Raw genomic sequence first — 14,653 nt, forward strand, 5'->3', positions numbered from 1 at the left:
GAATGTTATTTAATCATCAATCCTTAATATTAAAAGAATCAGTTACAGAAGTAGAAGAAAATTTACATGGTGGAGTTGGTTTGGTTCATATTACGAAGGGGGACTTTGAAAGGATTAAGATACCTCTCCCACCCCTGTCTGTCCAGCAGGAGATCGTAGCTGAAATAGAGGGCTACCAGAAAATCATCGATGGGGCGCGGCAGGTGGTGGAGAATTATAAGCCGAGGATAAAGGTGGATGAGGGGTGGGAGGTGGTGGAGTTGGAGGATATGTGTAAGAACCTTGATAGTAAAAGAAAACCTGTGACAAAATCAGATAGAAAAAATGGCACATATCCGTACTATGGCGCCTCAGGGATTGTTGATTATGTAGATGATTTTATTTTTAACGAGGAACTATTATTGATTTCGGAAGATGGAGCTAACCTCATATCGAGAAATACACCTATCGCATTCTCTATTAGTGGCAAAACTTGGGTAAACAACCACGCTCATGTTTTAAGATTTAAAAATATCGAAACACAAAAATTTGTTGAAGTTTATCTTAATAGCATAAACCTTGAAAGTTATATAACAGGATGTGCTCAACCAAAAATTAATCAAGATAAATTAAACAAAATGCCAATTCCTCTACCGCCCCTCGATGTTCAAAAGGGAATCGTTGCCCAAATCGAAGAGGAGCAGAAATTGGTCGAGGCAAATAAGGAACTGATCGAGCTTTTTGAGGGGAAGATAAAGGAGAAGATTGCTGAGGTCTGGGGCTAATAAATGAAACAGAAAAAAATTGAAAAAAATCTATGCCCATCCGTCCGATCCGTGTAATCCCTGTCCCGCCCCCTGACCGCCCACCCCTGCGCACATAACAGGCGCAGGCACAGCCTTTCCGGATACCGCCGGCGCGCCTGGGGCAGGCTATCAGGGCAGACCGTCGCTCCTGCCGGTGCCGAAATTTTAATTAATTCCCCTTTTAAATATTCTGCTCCTGTAATTTTTCCTGTACCCACAAATTCAGAAGCGTATCCGGTGATACACCCCGGCGTCTGGCAAAAGCTTTGATCTTTTCGGATAATTGCTTTTCAACTGCGAAGTATGTCACTTCGGATTGGATATCTATTTCGAATTCAGCAGGTTTTGTCTCTTCCCAGTGCTCGGTGAGGTCATGAGTATCCCAGTATTCGCCGATTTCTTCATGGGTCTGCATTTTCGATATTGAACTTTTATTTTTCTTCATATTTCTTCCGTTCTGCCCGTGTCATGTCCCTGGCGGATACGACAAGCGCCTGCTTATCAGTTTTGTAAATAAAGAATATAATCAGATATCTCCCAGAGATAGCCCTCCCGAATGCCGCATATACATTTTCATCAGGTTGTAATCCTTTTTCAACATAACGAAACTTTGGGTTATTCTCAAAGACTTCTCGTACTTCATATTGTTGTACATTATGTTTCTGCTCAAGCTTTTCAATAATTTTTTCATGCCAGATAAAACCAATTATTTTCAATGTATATACTTCTCTTTTCTATTATTTAGTAGTAATGGTTTTGCGCAGGCACAGCCCTTCAAAATACCGGCAGTGCGCCTGGGGCAGGCGTTCAGGGCAGCCCGCCGCTCCTTCACGGCCTTCACGCGCCGGGATTTTAATAATTATAATTCAATATAAATTCTAATGATGCCTGCGCCTGTTATGCTACCGCATAAATATACTACACATGAGCGAAGAACATATATTAGCAAAAACAAATTGTAGAGTAAGCATGATACCATACGAAAAAGAATTAACAGAATATTTCAGCAGTAAAGATAGCGTAATACTTGCTTATCTTTTTGGTTCAACAGTCAGGGGCGATACAGGCAGATTGAGCGATGTTGATATTGGAGTCCTGCTTGATGAAAAATTATCTAAAAAAGACCGCTTCGATCTGGAATTAATATTAATAAGTGAGATAGCCATTTTAATTAAGAAAAACAAAATAGACCTGGTTGTTTTAAACGAAGCGCCTTTGCTTTTAACATATAACATTATAAAAGATGGAATTATTTTAAAATCCAATGAGATAGAAAGAGTAAAGTTTGAAACAAAGACCCTTTCTATGTATATGGATGAAAAATATTACATAAAGAGGCATACGGAAAAAACTCTGAAAAGGATTGCTGAGGCTGGTTTTTCGTGAATGATGAAATTTCATCCAAACTTGAACGGCTTGGGGAATATGTGGACATATTAAAAGGCTATCAACATTTTAAAATAGAAGACATACGGACAGACCATAACCCTTAAGGGAGCAGTCGAGCGATATTTAGAGATTGCATTAGAATGTACTATCGATATTGGCGAAATGATAATTTCAAGAGAAAAATTAGAACGACCTGAAACATATCAGGAAGTGTTTTTGATCCTTGGAGAGCATGGTATTTTACCAGAGGATTTTGCTGTAAAATTTACACCATCTGCGGGATTCAGGAATTTACTCGTTCATATGTACGCAAAAATAGACATCGAGAAGCTCTATTATTACTTGCAGAATAATATTGATGATATTGAGCAATTTGGTAAATACATAGCGCGTTATTTGACTAAATATTGAAATATAGTGTGGGGAAAGAGATATTGAGCTAATGGCTGAAAAATGTACAGATGAAAATCCGTGCGTATCCGTCGCATCCGTGTCATCCGTGTTCTATCGCCTCTCTCCCTGCCAATTATGTAGAGAGTATTCTTTTGTTTTTTTTTAATTGTTTTTACAAAATACTATATTTATCTTGAAAAAGCATATATCCCGGCAGGATAATCCATGAACATGCTTACAAAATCCGAGGGAGAACTGGCAGTGAGGCTTGCCCGCCATGCCATAGAGGAATGTCTTAATAACGGGAAAAAGATCAGTCCTGATAACCTGCCCGCTGTATTTCGTGAAAATCGCGGCGTTTTCGTTACGCTGAATAAGAACGCAGACTCCAGGGAGCTTCGCGGCTGTATAGGCAGACCGTATCCCGTAATGCCGCTGAGCGAGGCGATAATACTGTCTGCTATCAATGCTGCCAGGGAAGACCCGCGCTTTTACCCGGTAGAACCTGATGAAATAGATGATCTTGTTATCGAGGTAACGGTACTTACAGTCCCTGAGCGCATCAAGGCAAAGCCAAAAGAACTCCCGGACAAGATAGTGATCGGCAGGCACGGATTGATAGTTGCGGCTAACAGGTGCCAGGGTCTCCTGCTCCCGCAGGTTGCTGTAGAGCACGGTTTTGATTGCACCGAATTCTTATGCCAGACGTGCATGAAGGCGGGACTTATGCCGGATGCATGGCTTAACGGCGCAGATGTTTATTCCTTTGAGGGACAGATATTCCAGGAAGTCCTGCCCGGCGGGGAGATAAGGGAAAAAATATTATCCGAAGAGTGCTGATTATAGTTTCCTGCATAACATTTGATAATAGCATATAAACCCGTACATGCGCCGAAGTTTTTAGAAAGATTTTAATCTATAAAAATAATTGTAAGGAAGTCATGCAGGAATACAGGCTCAGAATCCTTGATATGCAAAAAGAAGAAAGACCCAGGGAGAGGTTGATAAAGAACGGGGCGGCAGCGCTGAGTGATTCCGAGCTTCTGGCGATAATCCTGAGAACCGGCTCGAAGCAGGAGAACGTGATAAATCTTTCCCAGAGATTATTATCCGAGTATAATTTAAAACAGCTCTCGACCATTAACATCGCCCAGTTGATGAATATCCATGGGATAAAAGAAAGTAAAGCTGCCCAGATCGCAGCCTGTTTTGAAATAGCACGGAGGCTTGAATCTTTCAATGAAGAGGTGAAACCCAAAGTCAACTCCCCTGAAGACGTGTACAGGCGTATCTACCCCAGAATGAGGGAGCAGAAGAAAGAGAATTTTATCGAGCTCTGCCTTGACACCAAGAACCAGATAATCAGGGAGGAGATTATTTCTATAGGATCTCTCAATGCTAACGTTGTGCATCCGAGAGAAGTTTTCAAAACCGCCCTGGCTGTATCCGCGGCGCACATAATCGTGGCTCATAATCACCCGTCAGGCGACCCGACGCCGAGCAGGGAAGACATCGAAGTAACGAAAAAACTGATTGAAGCCGGAAAGATAATCGGGATCGATGTGCTCGACCATGTTATAATCGGCGATGGCAGGCATTTCAGCATGAAAGAGGCGGGACATATCTGATCATGGGGTCTTATTCTGCGCTCATCCTTGCAGGCGGAAAAGGCAGCCGCCTGGGTTACCAGGAAAAGGCGCTTATAGATATCAACGGCGAACCGCTGATAGCCGCCATTATAAGGAGACTGGAAAAAGCCGTGGATAACATCATAATATCCGTGCGCGACAGGGCGCAGGGTGAACTGCTTGACTCCCGCCTGCCGGGTTTGGTTAAAACACAGTACGGATTTGCATACGATGCCTACAAAGAGACCGGACCGCTTGCAGGCATACTTTCCGGACTTGAGGTTTGTGAAGATGAATATTGTTTTGTCGCAGCCTGCGACATGCCTTTCATAAACGAAAAGGTCGTAAAGATGCTCTTTAAAGAAAGTGAACATTACGATGCTGCCATCCCGCGCTGGATTGACGGTTTTCTTGAGCCGCTTCATGCCGTTTACAGGTGTGAGCCAATGATACGCGAGACAAAAAAGGCGATAGAGAAAGGCGAGACTGTAATCCTGGCTCCGGTGTTCAAACTTAATGTTAAATATGTCCCGGTGGAAGATATCAAAAAGATTGACCCGGAGCTAAGAACATTTATAAATATCAATACTTACGAGGATATCCGGAAATTATCTGAAACGTTTTAATATGCACACAAAGCAATATCAAGCAAGGGAATTGAGCGGTAATGGCTCGCGTGAAATAATGTATTCGGTAGCAGTTGAAGATACCATTGATATTTTCGTGAATAAGATTCACATGGCTGCTGTCTTAGCCACGCCTGAAATGTTAGAAGAGCTCGCTTTAGGCTATCTCATCTGCGAAGGGGTCGTCAAATCACAGGATGAAGTCAGGAGGCTTAGCATAGACGGGAAAGCGATCTACGCTGAAATAGAAACTACTGAAGATTTTGAGCTCTGGCGCGAACTGCGCTCCTCAGGATGTGTGGGTGTGCGGTGGGATGAGAATGAAGAGATTAATGTAAGTTCGGATACGAGATTCAATGCTGATATTATCAGGAAAAGCCTTGGCTCTCTGGATTCGGAGATATACAGAAAGACGCACGGAACCCACGCGGCATGCCTTGTAAACACAGGTGGCGAATGCGTTATCAAGGCGATCGATGTGGGGCGGCACAATGCCTTTGATAAGGTCGTGGGGCGCGCATGCCTCGATGGTATCGATGTCAGCCGCCATTTCCTGCTATCTACTGGAAGGCAGTCGGCAGGCATGGTGCTGAAGGCTGCCCGTGCGGGAATTCCTCTTGTGGCAACAAAGACCGCACCCCTGAATACGGGCGTGGAGGCGGCTCTGCGCACCGGTATTTGCCTTATATGTTTTGTTTCTCACGATAAGCTCTCGGTTTTCACGCATCCTGAGAGGCTTTTATGACCCCGCCTGTAATCTGCATCGTGGGAAAAAGCAAAAGCGAAAAAACACGGCTGATGGAGGAGCTGGTAAAGGAGCTTAAAAGCCGTGGTCTCCGGGTTGGCGCCTTAAAACATCACAAGCACGATGATTTTGAGATGGATAAAGAAGGCAAAGATACATGGAAATATGCAAAAGCGGGAGCTGATACTGTGGCAATATCCTCGCCTGTTAAGCTTGCGGTTATAAAAAACGTAAAAGGCGAGATAGAGCTTGGCGAGATACTTGACAGGTACTTTGCGGACAATGATATCGTGCTTGCCGACGGGTTCGCGCTTTCGGATAAGCCCCGTATAATACTTGCTGATAGCAGCGGGGATATAGAAACTTTCAAACGGGGATGCGAGGTCGTGGCTGTAGTAGGCAAAACAGGGTTGGAGATTAACGATATCGACAGTATTGTTGAAAGAATCCTGGGTTTTTCAAAAAGATAAGAGACTTTTAACTTAAGCAAAGTTTTATGTATTGTGAAGCTATACAATTGTAGTCAACAGAAGGCTGTCGTGGTATGGCATTTACAGCAGTAAAGGTAATCACTATTTCTGCAGTTCTTGTTTGCCGGGACAGAGTATAACCGTAAGGATGTGTAATCTTGATGAGAGATGAGGAAAGAAGCGCTCCGGTAGTAGTCGGGGAAACATATGAAGTATCGATAGATGATATTGCAAAACAGGGCGACGGCATTGCCAGGGTAAAAGGTTTTGTTATCTTCGTGCCGCAGACAAAAAAAGGCGACAAGGTCAAGATCAAAGTCAATAAAGTGATGCGGAAGTTCGCATTTGCAGAAAAAGTAGAGTAAAATATTCTACTAATTTGATTATATTTATTTTTCCTATTGTTTTTTAAATTATTCGCAGCTTTTTAAGCTTTTTGCAAAGCTCCTGCCGAACTCCGTGCACTTCTCAAGCTCTTCTTTTGTGGGCTGCCACTTGACTTTTATTCCTTCCTGGATTTTCTTTATCTTTGCTCTCTCCAGGTTCTCCTCGATGATCTTCACGTTCTCCCCGCTCCAGCCATAGGAACCAAAAGCTGCGCCTACTTTGTTCCTGAACCTCAATCCTTTCAGGTCCTCAAGTATGGGCTTGATAGTCGGCAGGAGACCATTATTCAACGTGGGCGAGCCGATGAGTATCCCTCTGGATTTGAATATCTCTGTCAGCACATCGTTCCGGTCGCACACCGCCATATTGAACAGCTTGAACTTCATCCCCTCTTCTGCAAGTCCCTGTGCTATTGCATGTGCCATTTTTTCAGTGGCGTTCCACATGGTATCGTAGATTATCACGGTGGAATCGTCGCTCTTCCCGGATGCCCATTCGTAGTATTTGTTAACTATCTGCATCGGGTCTTTTCTCCATATGATCCCGTGACTCGGCGCGATGATATCAACCGGGATGTTCAACTTTTTGAACTCATCAATCTTCTTGATCACGAGCTCGCTAAAAGGAGTGAGGATATTTGCATAAAATTTTATTGCTTCCTGGTATACCTCGGTCTCATCAACCTCATCATTAAAACGCCCTGCGGATGCGTAGTGCATGCCGAAGGCATCGTTGGGCATCAGGATGTTCTTGCCTGTGAGATACGTGAACATGCTATCAGGCCAGTGGAGCATGGGGGCTGTCACGAAAACCAGCTTGTTCTCGCCCAGGCTGATGCTGTCGCCCGTTTTCACTGTCTTGAAATTCCAGCGCCTGTGGTAGTGCTTGAAGATGCTTTCCTGCCCTCTTTCCGAAACAACGACCGTAGCGTCGGGGATATACTTCATCACTTCAGGAAGCCCGCCTGAGTGATCTACTTCGGCATGGTTAGCTATCACATAGTCGATTTTTTTGATGTCGGTTATCTTTTCAATGTTATTTATCAGATCCTGCGAATAAGGTCCCCAGACCGTATCTACAAGAGCTGTTTTTTCATCTACGATCAGGTAAGCGTTATATGTGGTGCCCCTGTGGGTTGAATATTCATGCCCGTGGAATTTCTTTATATTCCAGTCAACGACACCAACCCAGTAAACACCGTCTTTCAGTTCAACTGCCATTTTATTTCACTCCTTGAATTACACTTCTTGATACTCCGAAATCCTGTGTTTGTATCTCTATTTTGAACGTATTTAACACTATTGAAGACTATGCGAACCTTTGAATCGGTAACCACCATATAATCTCTTATTCAATATCATCAATGATTAACTTAGGAACGGATAAATCATGTCCAGATTAAATATCAAAAAGCTTGGGGTTATAGTGAACCCGGCGGCAGGCGCTGGCGGAGCATTCATTGAGAACATGGCATCCAGTGCAATTTCGATGTTCAGAGATAGCCATATAATCCGTCCGCACCTCCGGGCTAGAAGAGATGCGACTGTTGCTGCTGCGGCTGACCTGGCATATAGTGTTGACGCTATCCTGGTGGTAGGAGGCGATGGAACCATGTCGGATGTTGCATACGGTCTCTTTAAAGCAGGCGCGGTCACACCCATCCTAAGCGTCGGGGCAGGCAGCACTAATGCCGGACATCTCATAACTGTAAGGTCTCAGTGGCTTGATAGGCTTGATCCATCTACTCTCCTCGTTCAGGAGGTCGAGGGATACTGGCATCCCTGAATGGGGAACAGGTAGGGCTCGGTTTTAATGATGTAGTCCTGGGTGATACTGTCCTTACAACACTTGAAGGAGGGGTGGTGCAGGTTAGCGCAGTAGAGTTCATGAACGGAAGGAAGAAGCCCTCTCCTCCTTCAAAAGCCGGAACCACGGATTCCGAGGTACGCATAAAGCGCGGCGGTGAATCCCCGGTGGATAATGTGGTCGTCACAGGTCTACATAAAGGCACATGCCTGATAGTTGATGGAAATCCGCTGGCTCCACTTAGTCGTGATGATGAGGTGCGGATGCGCTATGTTCCTGCTGCTGCAAGAGCAGTAAAGCTCGTAAAAAGAGCTGGATAATTTAAAAATAACCGGTAGTGACGTATTTGCTCACTACCCCGCTGCATTTTATTGAAATGACCTCAGATATTGAGTGAGGTAAAAACTATGAAAAATAAAATATCAGGAAGAAGTATTATAGGCGGAATAATAGGAGGCTTCATCGGAGCCACTGTTATGACACTCATTCTCATAGGCAGCAAGGCAATGATGGGAATGCCGGTATTAGCAGATTTCGTTATCATGGGAACCTTTGTCGGCGGCACAGGGAACGCAGCCATAAGTGCAGGATTTTTGGCGCACTATCTATTAGGCATGATACTCGGCGCAGTCCTTGGGATTATAGTATCGTCGGTAGAGCTTCTTAGATTAACGAGCTGGAAAAAGGCAACCGGAATTGGACTTCTATATGGAGCTATCATATGGTTAATCATCTTCCTCCCTACTGTAATGTACGGGTTCGCTCCAATAATGATGAAAATGATGGGTCCAGCGGCTGCGGGTATGCTTCCAATGGTACTTGGCATCGCTTTAATCGAACATCTCCTGTACGGAGTAAGTGTAGGAGTTCTCGTCTTTGCCGCAACAAAATCAGCGTCAGTTTCACAGCCGGCATGCACAGCATGTGTACGACCTGAGATTTGAAATGCGCTGCCTGTAAGAGCAGGCAGCAATTATTCGTTACAGGGACTTTATGTTGGACAATATCATCAAAATTTTAAGAAGAAGGGAATATCTGGCTCTGGCGGTATTTTCTGCTGTGGTTATGACCCTTATTTATGCAATATTCACCAATCTGACCATGGGAGTAGAGATAAACCCGCTCAATGGTATTTTGACAATAACCATGGCGATCCTCTCAGGGATTTATCTTACAGTCTTTATTTATAATCAGAAGGAAAATAGAATTAAAAAACACGAAAAAGCAGGATTGGTAGGTATGTTTATTGGGTTTTTTACATCAGCATGCCCCATATGCACACCTCTGCTGGTATCACTGCTTGGGATTTCAGCACCGCTCGCATTTATTTTAAGCAGGAATCTGTGGCTGGAGATAGTTTCCATAATGCTGCTGCTATTCGCCCTGCACAGACTATCGGATAGTATGGAGAAGTGCTCATGCTAACTGGCAAGATGAACAATATGGCGGTTCTCGGATCCAGTGGTTTGAAAAGAGATGATCGGGTGTGCCTATTATACTCATAACCTCCATGGGATTATCCACCATATTGTATATTATACAATTATCTGAAAAAGACGTATAAAAACGGAGGTAAAAACATGAACAGTAAAATAATAGCTGTCGCACTGGTTTTCTTGATAGTAGGTATCAGTGCAGGCTATGCAATAAATGGAAAAAATGTAAACGAAAAGATTTCTGAAAAACAAGCAGAAATAGACTCTCTGAATACGCAGATTTCCTCCCTCCAGACAAAAGTCGTGGCTCTGGAAAAGGATGCTGGTTTATGGAGACAACTTAAGGCATTATATACAGACATGGCGCCCCCGGATATGCCCGACCATATGGTGAAAATGTTGCCCGATGGAAAAATGATATTTTTGCATTTTGACGGTCCTGTGGGAGAAGCCAGGAACCTCTTATGGATCGGAGATGGAATACCCGGCAAATTCCTTAAATCAGACCAGCCAAAAGAGGAAGGATACGTGCACTTCCATGGAATGAACGGGGGACACGGCTCAGCACTGGCTCCAGGTACTCAGGGATTCTGGATACGGCACATTGCAGTAAAAGAGTTAGATGCCCCGTGGGGTCATGTAACGCCTGGTCTTGACACAAAATTCATGCCCACCCCGCCCCCCGAATGAAATCCGAAAAGGGCTGCCTGTAAGCAGGCAGCCTTTTCGGAGGCTGTTAATTATTTTTAAGCTGGTTTTTCCAGATATGCGATGTCACATGGCGTATTTGTTCTTTCAGCATTTTTTGAATATACCCATTTCATCAGAGGTACTATAGCCTTTCGCAGGGCTTCTCCGTCATATGTCAGCGAGTACTCAACCCTGGGCGGTATTTCTGCATAAGCTTCTCTTTTAATCAGCCCTGCCTCTTCAAGTTCCTTCAGTCTGTCCGAGAGTACTTTGGAATTGATCTCCCCCAGGATGTCTCTTATATCGCTGTACCTTATTTTCTTAGAGTTGCCGATGGTGTTAATAACAAGCAGTGCCCATTTTTTGCTGATAACGTCCATCACTCCGCCAAGCGGGCAGATGCAGTTACTTTCCTTTTGTAAAGTCATTTTCCTCGCTTAAAGCTGCTTATATTTCTTATACTTGCGCCTATAAATACTTTTAGGTACTTACTTTAAATAACAAACTAAAGGAGGTGAAAAGACCTGTATTTAAATACTGGGACTAACTATGAAACACGAAATCGAAATCTTCACATCCGGCTGCTATCTGTGCAGGGAAGCGGTGGAAATCGTGGAAAAGGCAAAATGCAGTGAGTGCACACTGACAGAGTACAACCTGGCAGAAAAATGCGAATCTGAGATATGCCTTGCCAAAGCGAAAAAATACGGCATCAAAGCCATGCCTACCATCGTAGTTGACGGCAGGATTGCAATTGAAGGCAAGCCGACGGTTGAGAAAGTTAAGAAAGTTCTTGGCATGTAGCTCTACATGCCCTTCTTTCAAGCACATTATTTTATGAGCGTATCCCTGATCTTATGCCCTATTTCATTCGCTTTCTCAATGACATCTTTCTGGTCTTCTATCGCCATGTATTTATCCTTTGAGGGGACAGCCCCTATACCGAACAATAGTGGAACTGCGCTTATCCTGCAGGTACCTCCATATCCGCACGAAAGACAAGAGACATTCCCTGTCCCGCTGAGCTTACCGATGACGTTAAATCCCTCCATTTCCATAAAAGCGGCGATCTGGTCTGCGGCATGGTCTACGCTTGGTATCCCTCTTCCGACCCCGACTGCCACGCTACCCCGATCTTACCTTTATTCAGCATTTTTTGATGATGCATGGAATACATCCGTTCGGTCAGCATCTTTGTTCTTGAATCAAGAGTACCGTAGGTGGGATAGCCGCCGATAACAATAGCCCTGCTCTCTTTGATTTTATTTTCGATTATGTGCCAGTCGTCCTTCTGCTTGCAGATATTGTCCCCGGCACAGCCAAGGCATGCCCTGCATGGGTGGATATCGTACCCTGAAAGTTTGATAAATTCGTAATCAAGACCCGTGGCTTCAAGGATGGTTCTAACCAGCCTGTCGGTGTTGCTGCTTTTAACCGGGCTTCCACTTATTCCAAGTACTTTCATTTTATTACCTCAATTCAATATAGTGTAGTTATTCGCATATACTTAGCCGTCATAAAAATGTATAAACTACATTTTAATATACAAACATAACCTTGAAAGTTATAATAGGAAACATTGAAATGAAGTTTGAAAATATATATTATAATCGGGTGTGCTTATTATGCTCACAACCTGAAGAGGGTTATTATCTCGAAGTTAAATATAGAATTACTGTTGATTTTTTATCACGCCAGCAATCTGGAAAATATCAGGATACTGACAAATATCAACGTCAACGAGATAAATATTTTCAGATGCCTGACATCAGCATTTCTGATGATCCGTGGTCCTATCTGCCCTCCGATGACGACTGATGGTAATACGAAAAACAGAACATAGAATATCGTTGTTCTATTCTCAATAAGTTCATTTACAAAATTATGGTTCATCCTGATAAGAGCAGCTACAAGATCAACAATAAATAGAATAACGATAGTTGAACCGATGACATGCGATGGGCTTTTTATTCTTTCATGATCCCACATCCCGGGAATTATCAACTTGCCAAGACCTGTTGCAATTAATCCTTTTAAGAAACCACCAATTAAACCAAATTCCCAGTAAATTCTCCGGTGTTTTAGCTGTTCCTTCCTCGAAGTGATACAGATGATGAGCTGATACAGCCCGAATATGAATATGAACGAGCTGAAAATTAATAAAAGATGATTTCCATTAATATAAGATGCCAGAAGAGAACCGATGATAGCAGCCGGTATTGAGGGGATTAAATATTGTTTGACGATGTACCAGTCGATCGTTCCCTGGTAAATATTTCTTGCCACGCCACTGCCGAATCCGAACAGCATAGTAACAAGCGCCAGCCAGAAAGATACTGAAGGATCAATCCTGATAAAATATATATACACCGGTATCCAGAAATTAGCACCCGAGATACCCGCAGACATCGAGATGATGGCAATGATTATTCCAGCAGGAAAAAGATACCAGAAGGTGAAATCCATTATAAAATCCACCTTATTCCCGATACAGGCATGTTAAATCAGCTTAATTCTCTAACCTCTCTTTAATAAGTTTACCTATCCTCCTGGCTTCATCCATAACAGCAGGTTCATCTTTTACAGACCTGTAGCTTTTCAGGAATTTAGCTGAGCCGTGTGCATACGGTTTGTTATCCGGGAGGATCTCAAGATAATCCTTATATGCTTCTTCAACACCCAGATCCATACCTGTCAGTTCTTTCGAGTATGCATTCCAGACTGTATAATTGCACGTCTCACCAGGACCGCACACGAAACAGCAGGGCGTCCCTTTAGCGGTCATGCTCCCGACTATCTCTACGCCTCCGGCACGAAGTGCGTTTCCCATCCACTCTGCTACCATCCTTTCAGCAGCAACTCCTACAGCCACGGTTGCAGCAATTTTTCCACGCATCAGGAGTTTTATATGCCTCTTTGAGTAGAGCCTCTCTATGAAAGCCTTCATAAAAGCGCTCGCTGCACCGTAGTATGTTGGCGACCCTATAATGATGGCATCAGCCTCCATCACTCTCCTGGAGAGCCACTTAAAATCGTCATTAAGGACACATTCATTCGTGCATACGCATTTCATGCACGCGATGCATGGACCTACTTTTATTTCCGAAAGCTTGATGAACTCCCTCTCTGCCCCTGTGGCTTCAAGTATCGCTCTAATCAACACATCCGTATTGCTCTCTTTTGTGGGACTTCCGCTTATTCCGAGCACTTTCATTATTTACGCCTCCGGGAAATCGATCTCTACAGCAAGGGCATCGAGGAACTTGTTGTAGCCTGTGAAAAGTTCCATGACACCAAGCATCTCTACGAGCTGGCTATCGGTGAGACCTGCTGATTTCAGTTCCTCTGTTTCGCGGTCTGTGATTTTATGGGGCGTGAGCGTTGCTTTCTTTGCATATTGCAGAATCTTCTGGTCTCTCTGGGACAATTCCGATCTCTCGATGTTTTTTGTCAGGGTATCGATTTTTTCTTTAGGAAAACCCATCATCATAAGTGCCATAGAGTGCGCCGCCACGCAGTAATTACATACGTTTGCTGCGGATACCACGACGGCTATGCTCTCTTTCAGTTCCCGTGGAATTTCGCCTCCCATCATCAGGGTTTTTGTCTTCTCCCAGTTCACCCGCAGCAATGCAGGAAAATGGGCATATGTTTTAAACAGGTTCGGAACCATACCGAATGCAGCTTCGATATCCTCATAAATGGCTCTGACTTCATCACTTGCTTCTTCTTTTTCTATGGGTTTGATTCTTGTCATGTTAATCACTGATTTTAGAAAAATAAACAGGGCTTACAGCCCTGCCCTTTGAACAATCACATCCGCTACCTGTTTTGCGCTCTTAAAGGGGAAATCGCTTGCTTTTAGCAGCTTTCCGGCTTCACCGGCGGTTACTTCAATGTCACCAGCTTTGCATGTGGTATTTGCGCCGTCGGGGAATGCAGCAAGGAGTTTTTCCGGTGTATTTATTGGAAACTTTGCATTTTTAAGTGCCCCGGTAATCTGGGCATGGATCTCATCTCTGACACTCATGTTTTTACCTCAGTCATTGTTTTTATCTCTCCGGCTGTTTTTGAGATCGGACAGTCGTTGCTATGCGTCTCACAGCGAAAGCATGCGCTTTTTACCGCAGCTAACGATTTCTGGGCTTCTTCTTTTGTTACTTTTTTGTTCGTGTATTTCCATTCGGGCATTTAGTTCACCTCAAAACCATATAGTTTAGTTAATCTCATATACTTAGCCGTCATGAAAATGTACAAACTACATTTTAATATACAAACATAACCTTCAAGGTTGCAAT

27 protein-coding genes are annotated in these 14,653 nt (G+C 43.7%); 15 read left to right on the forward strand and 12 right to left on the reverse strand.

Going from position 1 to position 14,653, the window contains the following annotated elements:
* A partial coding sequence (locus tag MNV_RS02510; protein WP_179293757.1) for a restriction endonuclease subunit S occupies positions 1 to 764 on the forward strand: 764 nt, incomplete at its 5' end.
* A gap of 202 nt (positions 765 to 966) precedes the next feature.
* Here the strand turns inward: MNV_RS02510 and MNV_RS02515 are convergent.
* Genes MNV_RS02515 through MNV_RS20445 form a run of 3 tightly spaced genes read right to left on the reverse strand, consistent with a single transcriptional unit; the run spans position 967 to position 1,626 of the window.
* Positions 967 to 1,200: a CopG family antitoxin gene (locus MNV_RS02515; protein ID WP_218837867.1), complete on the reverse strand. Its 234-nt coding sequence runs from the start codon at positions 1,198 to 1,200 to the stop codon at positions 967 to 969.
* Between the two features lie 16 nt (positions 1,201 to 1,216).
* The gene (locus tag MNV_RS02520) at positions 1,217 to 1,501 is read right to left on the reverse strand and encodes a BrnT family toxin (RefSeq protein WP_096203811.1); all 285 of its coding nucleotides are present in this window, start codon (positions 1,499 to 1,501) and stop codon (positions 1,217 to 1,219) included.
* A complete protein-coding gene (locus MNV_RS20445; RefSeq protein WP_256999914.1) occupies positions 1,498 to 1,626 on the reverse strand; it encodes a hypothetical protein in 129 nt (42 codons plus the stop codon). The genes MNV_RS02520 and MNV_RS20445 overlap by 4 nt, the downstream gene beginning before the upstream one ends.
* An 83-nt stretch (positions 1,627 to 1,709) precedes the next feature.
* Here MNV_RS20445 and mntA point away from each other — a divergent pair, with 83 nt between their 5' ends.
* The 8 genes from mntA to MNV_RS02560 all read left to right on the forward strand — a co-directional run bounded on the left by mntA (position 1,710) and on the right by MNV_RS02560 (position 6,401).
* Complete coding sequence (gene mntA, locus MNV_RS02525) at positions 1,710 to 2,171, forward strand: type VII toxin-antitoxin system MntA family adenylyltransferase antitoxin (RefSeq protein ID WP_096203812.1); 462 nt, start codon at positions 1,710 to 1,712, stop codon at positions 2,169 to 2,171.
* A 132-nt stretch (positions 2,172 to 2,303) separates the two neighbouring features.
* Positions 2,304 to 2,585 (forward strand): type VII toxin-antitoxin system HepT family RNase toxin, encoded by a 282-nt coding sequence (gene hepT, locus MNV_RS20450; RefSeq protein WP_408735551.1) that lies wholly within the window; start codon positions 2,304 to 2,306, stop codon positions 2,583 to 2,585.
* Between the two features lie 213 nt (positions 2,586 to 2,798).
* Positions 2,799 to 3,407, forward strand: a complete 609-nt coding sequence (locus MNV_RS02535; RefSeq protein ID WP_096203870.1) for a TIGR00296 family protein — start codon at positions 2,799 to 2,801, stop codon at positions 3,405 to 3,407.
* A 101-nt stretch (positions 3,408 to 3,508) separates the two neighbouring features.
* Positions 3,509 to 4,195, forward strand: a complete 687-nt coding sequence (gene radC, locus MNV_RS02540) for a RadC family protein (protein ID WP_096203813.1) — start codon at positions 3,509 to 3,511, stop codon at positions 4,193 to 4,195.
* 2 nt (positions 4,196 to 4,197) lie between these two features.
* Positions 4,198 to 4,821 (forward strand): molybdenum cofactor guanylyltransferase, encoded by a 624-nt coding sequence (gene mobA, locus MNV_RS02545; protein WP_096203814.1) that lies wholly within the window; start codon positions 4,198 to 4,200, stop codon positions 4,819 to 4,821.
* A gap of 1 nt (position 4,822) precedes the next feature.
* Positions 4,823 to 5,566, forward strand: a complete 744-nt coding sequence (gene fdhD / locus MNV_RS02550) for a formate dehydrogenase accessory sulfurtransferase FdhD (protein ID WP_096203815.1) — start codon at positions 4,823 to 4,825, stop codon at positions 5,564 to 5,566.
* Positions 5,563 to 6,036 (forward strand): molybdopterin-guanine dinucleotide biosynthesis protein B, encoded by a 474-nt coding sequence (gene mobB, locus MNV_RS02555; protein WP_096203816.1) that lies wholly within the window; start codon positions 5,563 to 5,565, stop codon positions 6,034 to 6,036. The genes fdhD and mobB overlap by 4 nt, the downstream gene beginning before the upstream one ends.
* Before the next feature lie 161 nt (positions 6,037 to 6,197).
* Positions 6,198 to 6,401, forward strand: a complete 204-nt coding sequence (locus tag MNV_RS02560) for a TRAM domain-containing protein (RefSeq protein ID WP_096203817.1) — start codon at positions 6,198 to 6,200, stop codon at positions 6,399 to 6,401.
* A gap of 48 nt (positions 6,402 to 6,449) precedes the next feature.
* On the opposite strand, the gene MNV_RS02565 is transcribed toward MNV_RS02560, so the two are convergent.
* Complete coding sequence (locus tag MNV_RS02565) at positions 6,450 to 7,643, reverse strand: oxygen-binding di-iron domain-containing protein (protein WP_096203818.1); 1,194 nt, start codon at positions 7,641 to 7,643, stop codon at positions 6,450 to 6,452.
* A 169-nt stretch (positions 7,644 to 7,812) separates the two neighbouring features.
* Between MNV_RS02565 and MNV_RS02570 the strand changes: the two genes are divergently transcribed.
* The 5 genes from MNV_RS02570 to MNV_RS02590 all read left to right on the forward strand — a co-directional run bounded on the left by MNV_RS02570 (position 7,813) and on the right by MNV_RS02590 (position 10,355).
* The gene (locus tag MNV_RS02570) at positions 7,813 to 8,208 is read left to right on the forward strand and encodes a diacylglycerol kinase family protein (RefSeq protein WP_096203819.1); all 396 of its coding nucleotides are present in this window, start codon (positions 7,813 to 7,815) and stop codon (positions 8,206 to 8,208) included.
* Positions 8,209 to 8,285: 77 nt separating this feature from the next.
* Positions 8,286 to 8,549 (forward strand): hypothetical protein, encoded by a 264-nt coding sequence (locus tag MNV_RS02575; RefSeq protein WP_143311592.1) that lies wholly within the window; start codon positions 8,286 to 8,288, stop codon positions 8,547 to 8,549.
* 87 nt (positions 8,550 to 8,636) lie between these two features.
* The gene (locus MNV_RS02580; protein WP_096203821.1) at positions 8,637 to 9,173 is read left to right on the forward strand and encodes a DUF6789 family protein; all 537 of its coding nucleotides are present in this window, start codon (positions 8,637 to 8,639) and stop codon (positions 9,171 to 9,173) included.
* A 49-nt stretch (positions 9,174 to 9,222) separates the two neighbouring features.
* The gene (locus MNV_RS02585; protein WP_096203822.1) at positions 9,223 to 9,654 is read left to right on the forward strand and encodes a hypothetical protein; all 432 of its coding nucleotides are present in this window, start codon (positions 9,223 to 9,225) and stop codon (positions 9,652 to 9,654) included.
* Positions 9,655 to 9,809: 155 nt separating this feature from the next.
* Positions 9,810 to 10,355 (forward strand): hypothetical protein, encoded by a 546-nt coding sequence (locus MNV_RS02590; RefSeq protein ID WP_096203823.1) that lies wholly within the window; start codon positions 9,810 to 9,812, stop codon positions 10,353 to 10,355.
* A gap of 56 nt (positions 10,356 to 10,411) precedes the next feature.
* Here MNV_RS02590 and MNV_RS02595 read toward each other — a convergent pair whose 3' ends face one another.
* Positions 10,412 to 10,783, reverse strand: coding sequence for a winged helix-turn-helix transcriptional regulator (locus tag MNV_RS02595; RefSeq protein ID WP_096203824.1), 372 nt, complete (start codon positions 10,781 to 10,783; stop codon positions 10,412 to 10,414).
* 121 nt (positions 10,784 to 10,904) lie between these two features.
* On the opposite strand from MNV_RS02595, the gene MNV_RS02600 reads away from it, so the two are divergent.
* Complete coding sequence (locus MNV_RS02600; protein WP_096203825.1) at positions 10,905 to 11,159, forward strand: thioredoxin family protein; 255 nt, start codon at positions 10,905 to 10,907, stop codon at positions 11,157 to 11,159.
* A gap of 26 nt (positions 11,160 to 11,185) precedes the next feature.
* Here the strand turns inward: MNV_RS02600 and MNV_RS02605 are convergent, their stop codons facing one another.
* The 7 genes from MNV_RS02605 to MNV_RS19270 form a co-directional block, all read right to left on the reverse strand.
* A complete protein-coding gene (locus MNV_RS02605) occupies positions 11,186 to 11,479 on the reverse strand; it encodes a hypothetical protein (protein ID WP_143311593.1) in 294 nt (97 codons plus the stop codon).
* Positions 11,443 to 11,820 (reverse strand): flavodoxin family protein, encoded by a 378-nt coding sequence (locus MNV_RS02610; RefSeq protein ID WP_096203827.1) that lies wholly within the window; start codon positions 11,818 to 11,820, stop codon positions 11,443 to 11,445. Before MNV_RS02610 ends, MNV_RS02605 begins: the two co-directional genes overlap by 37 nt.
* Positions 11,821 to 12,044: 224 nt before the next feature.
* On the reverse strand, positions 12,045 to 12,821 hold the full coding sequence (locus tag MNV_RS02615) for a sulfite exporter TauE/SafE family protein (protein ID WP_096203828.1): 777 nt from the start codon (positions 12,819 to 12,821) through the stop codon (positions 12,045 to 12,047).
* 43 nt (positions 12,822 to 12,864) lie between these two features.
* Positions 12,865 to 13,569: a flavodoxin family protein gene (locus MNV_RS02620; RefSeq protein WP_096203829.1), complete on the reverse strand. Its 705-nt coding sequence runs from the start codon at positions 13,567 to 13,569 to the stop codon at positions 12,865 to 12,867.
* 3 nt (positions 13,570 to 13,572) lie between these two features.
* On the reverse strand, positions 13,573 to 14,112 hold the full coding sequence (locus MNV_RS02625; protein WP_096203830.1) for a peroxidase-related enzyme: 540 nt from the start codon (positions 14,110 to 14,112) through the stop codon (positions 13,573 to 13,575).
* Between the two features lie 33 nt (positions 14,113 to 14,145).
* Positions 14,146 to 14,385, reverse strand: coding sequence for an MTH865 family protein (locus tag MNV_RS02630; RefSeq protein WP_096203831.1), 240 nt, complete (start codon positions 14,383 to 14,385; stop codon positions 14,146 to 14,148).
* Positions 14,382 to 14,546, reverse strand: coding sequence for a hypothetical protein (locus tag MNV_RS19270; RefSeq protein WP_179293758.1), 165 nt, complete (start codon positions 14,544 to 14,546; stop codon positions 14,382 to 14,384). The genes MNV_RS02630 and MNV_RS19270 overlap by 4 nt, the downstream gene beginning before the upstream one ends.
* Positions 14,547 to 14,653 lie beyond the last annotated feature (107 nt).

It is taken from the genome of Candidatus Methanoperedens nitratireducens (assembly GCF_900196725.1).
Lineage (GTDB): Archaea > Halobacteriota > Methanosarcinia > Methanosarcinales > Methanoperedenaceae > Methanoperedens > Methanoperedens nitroreducens_A.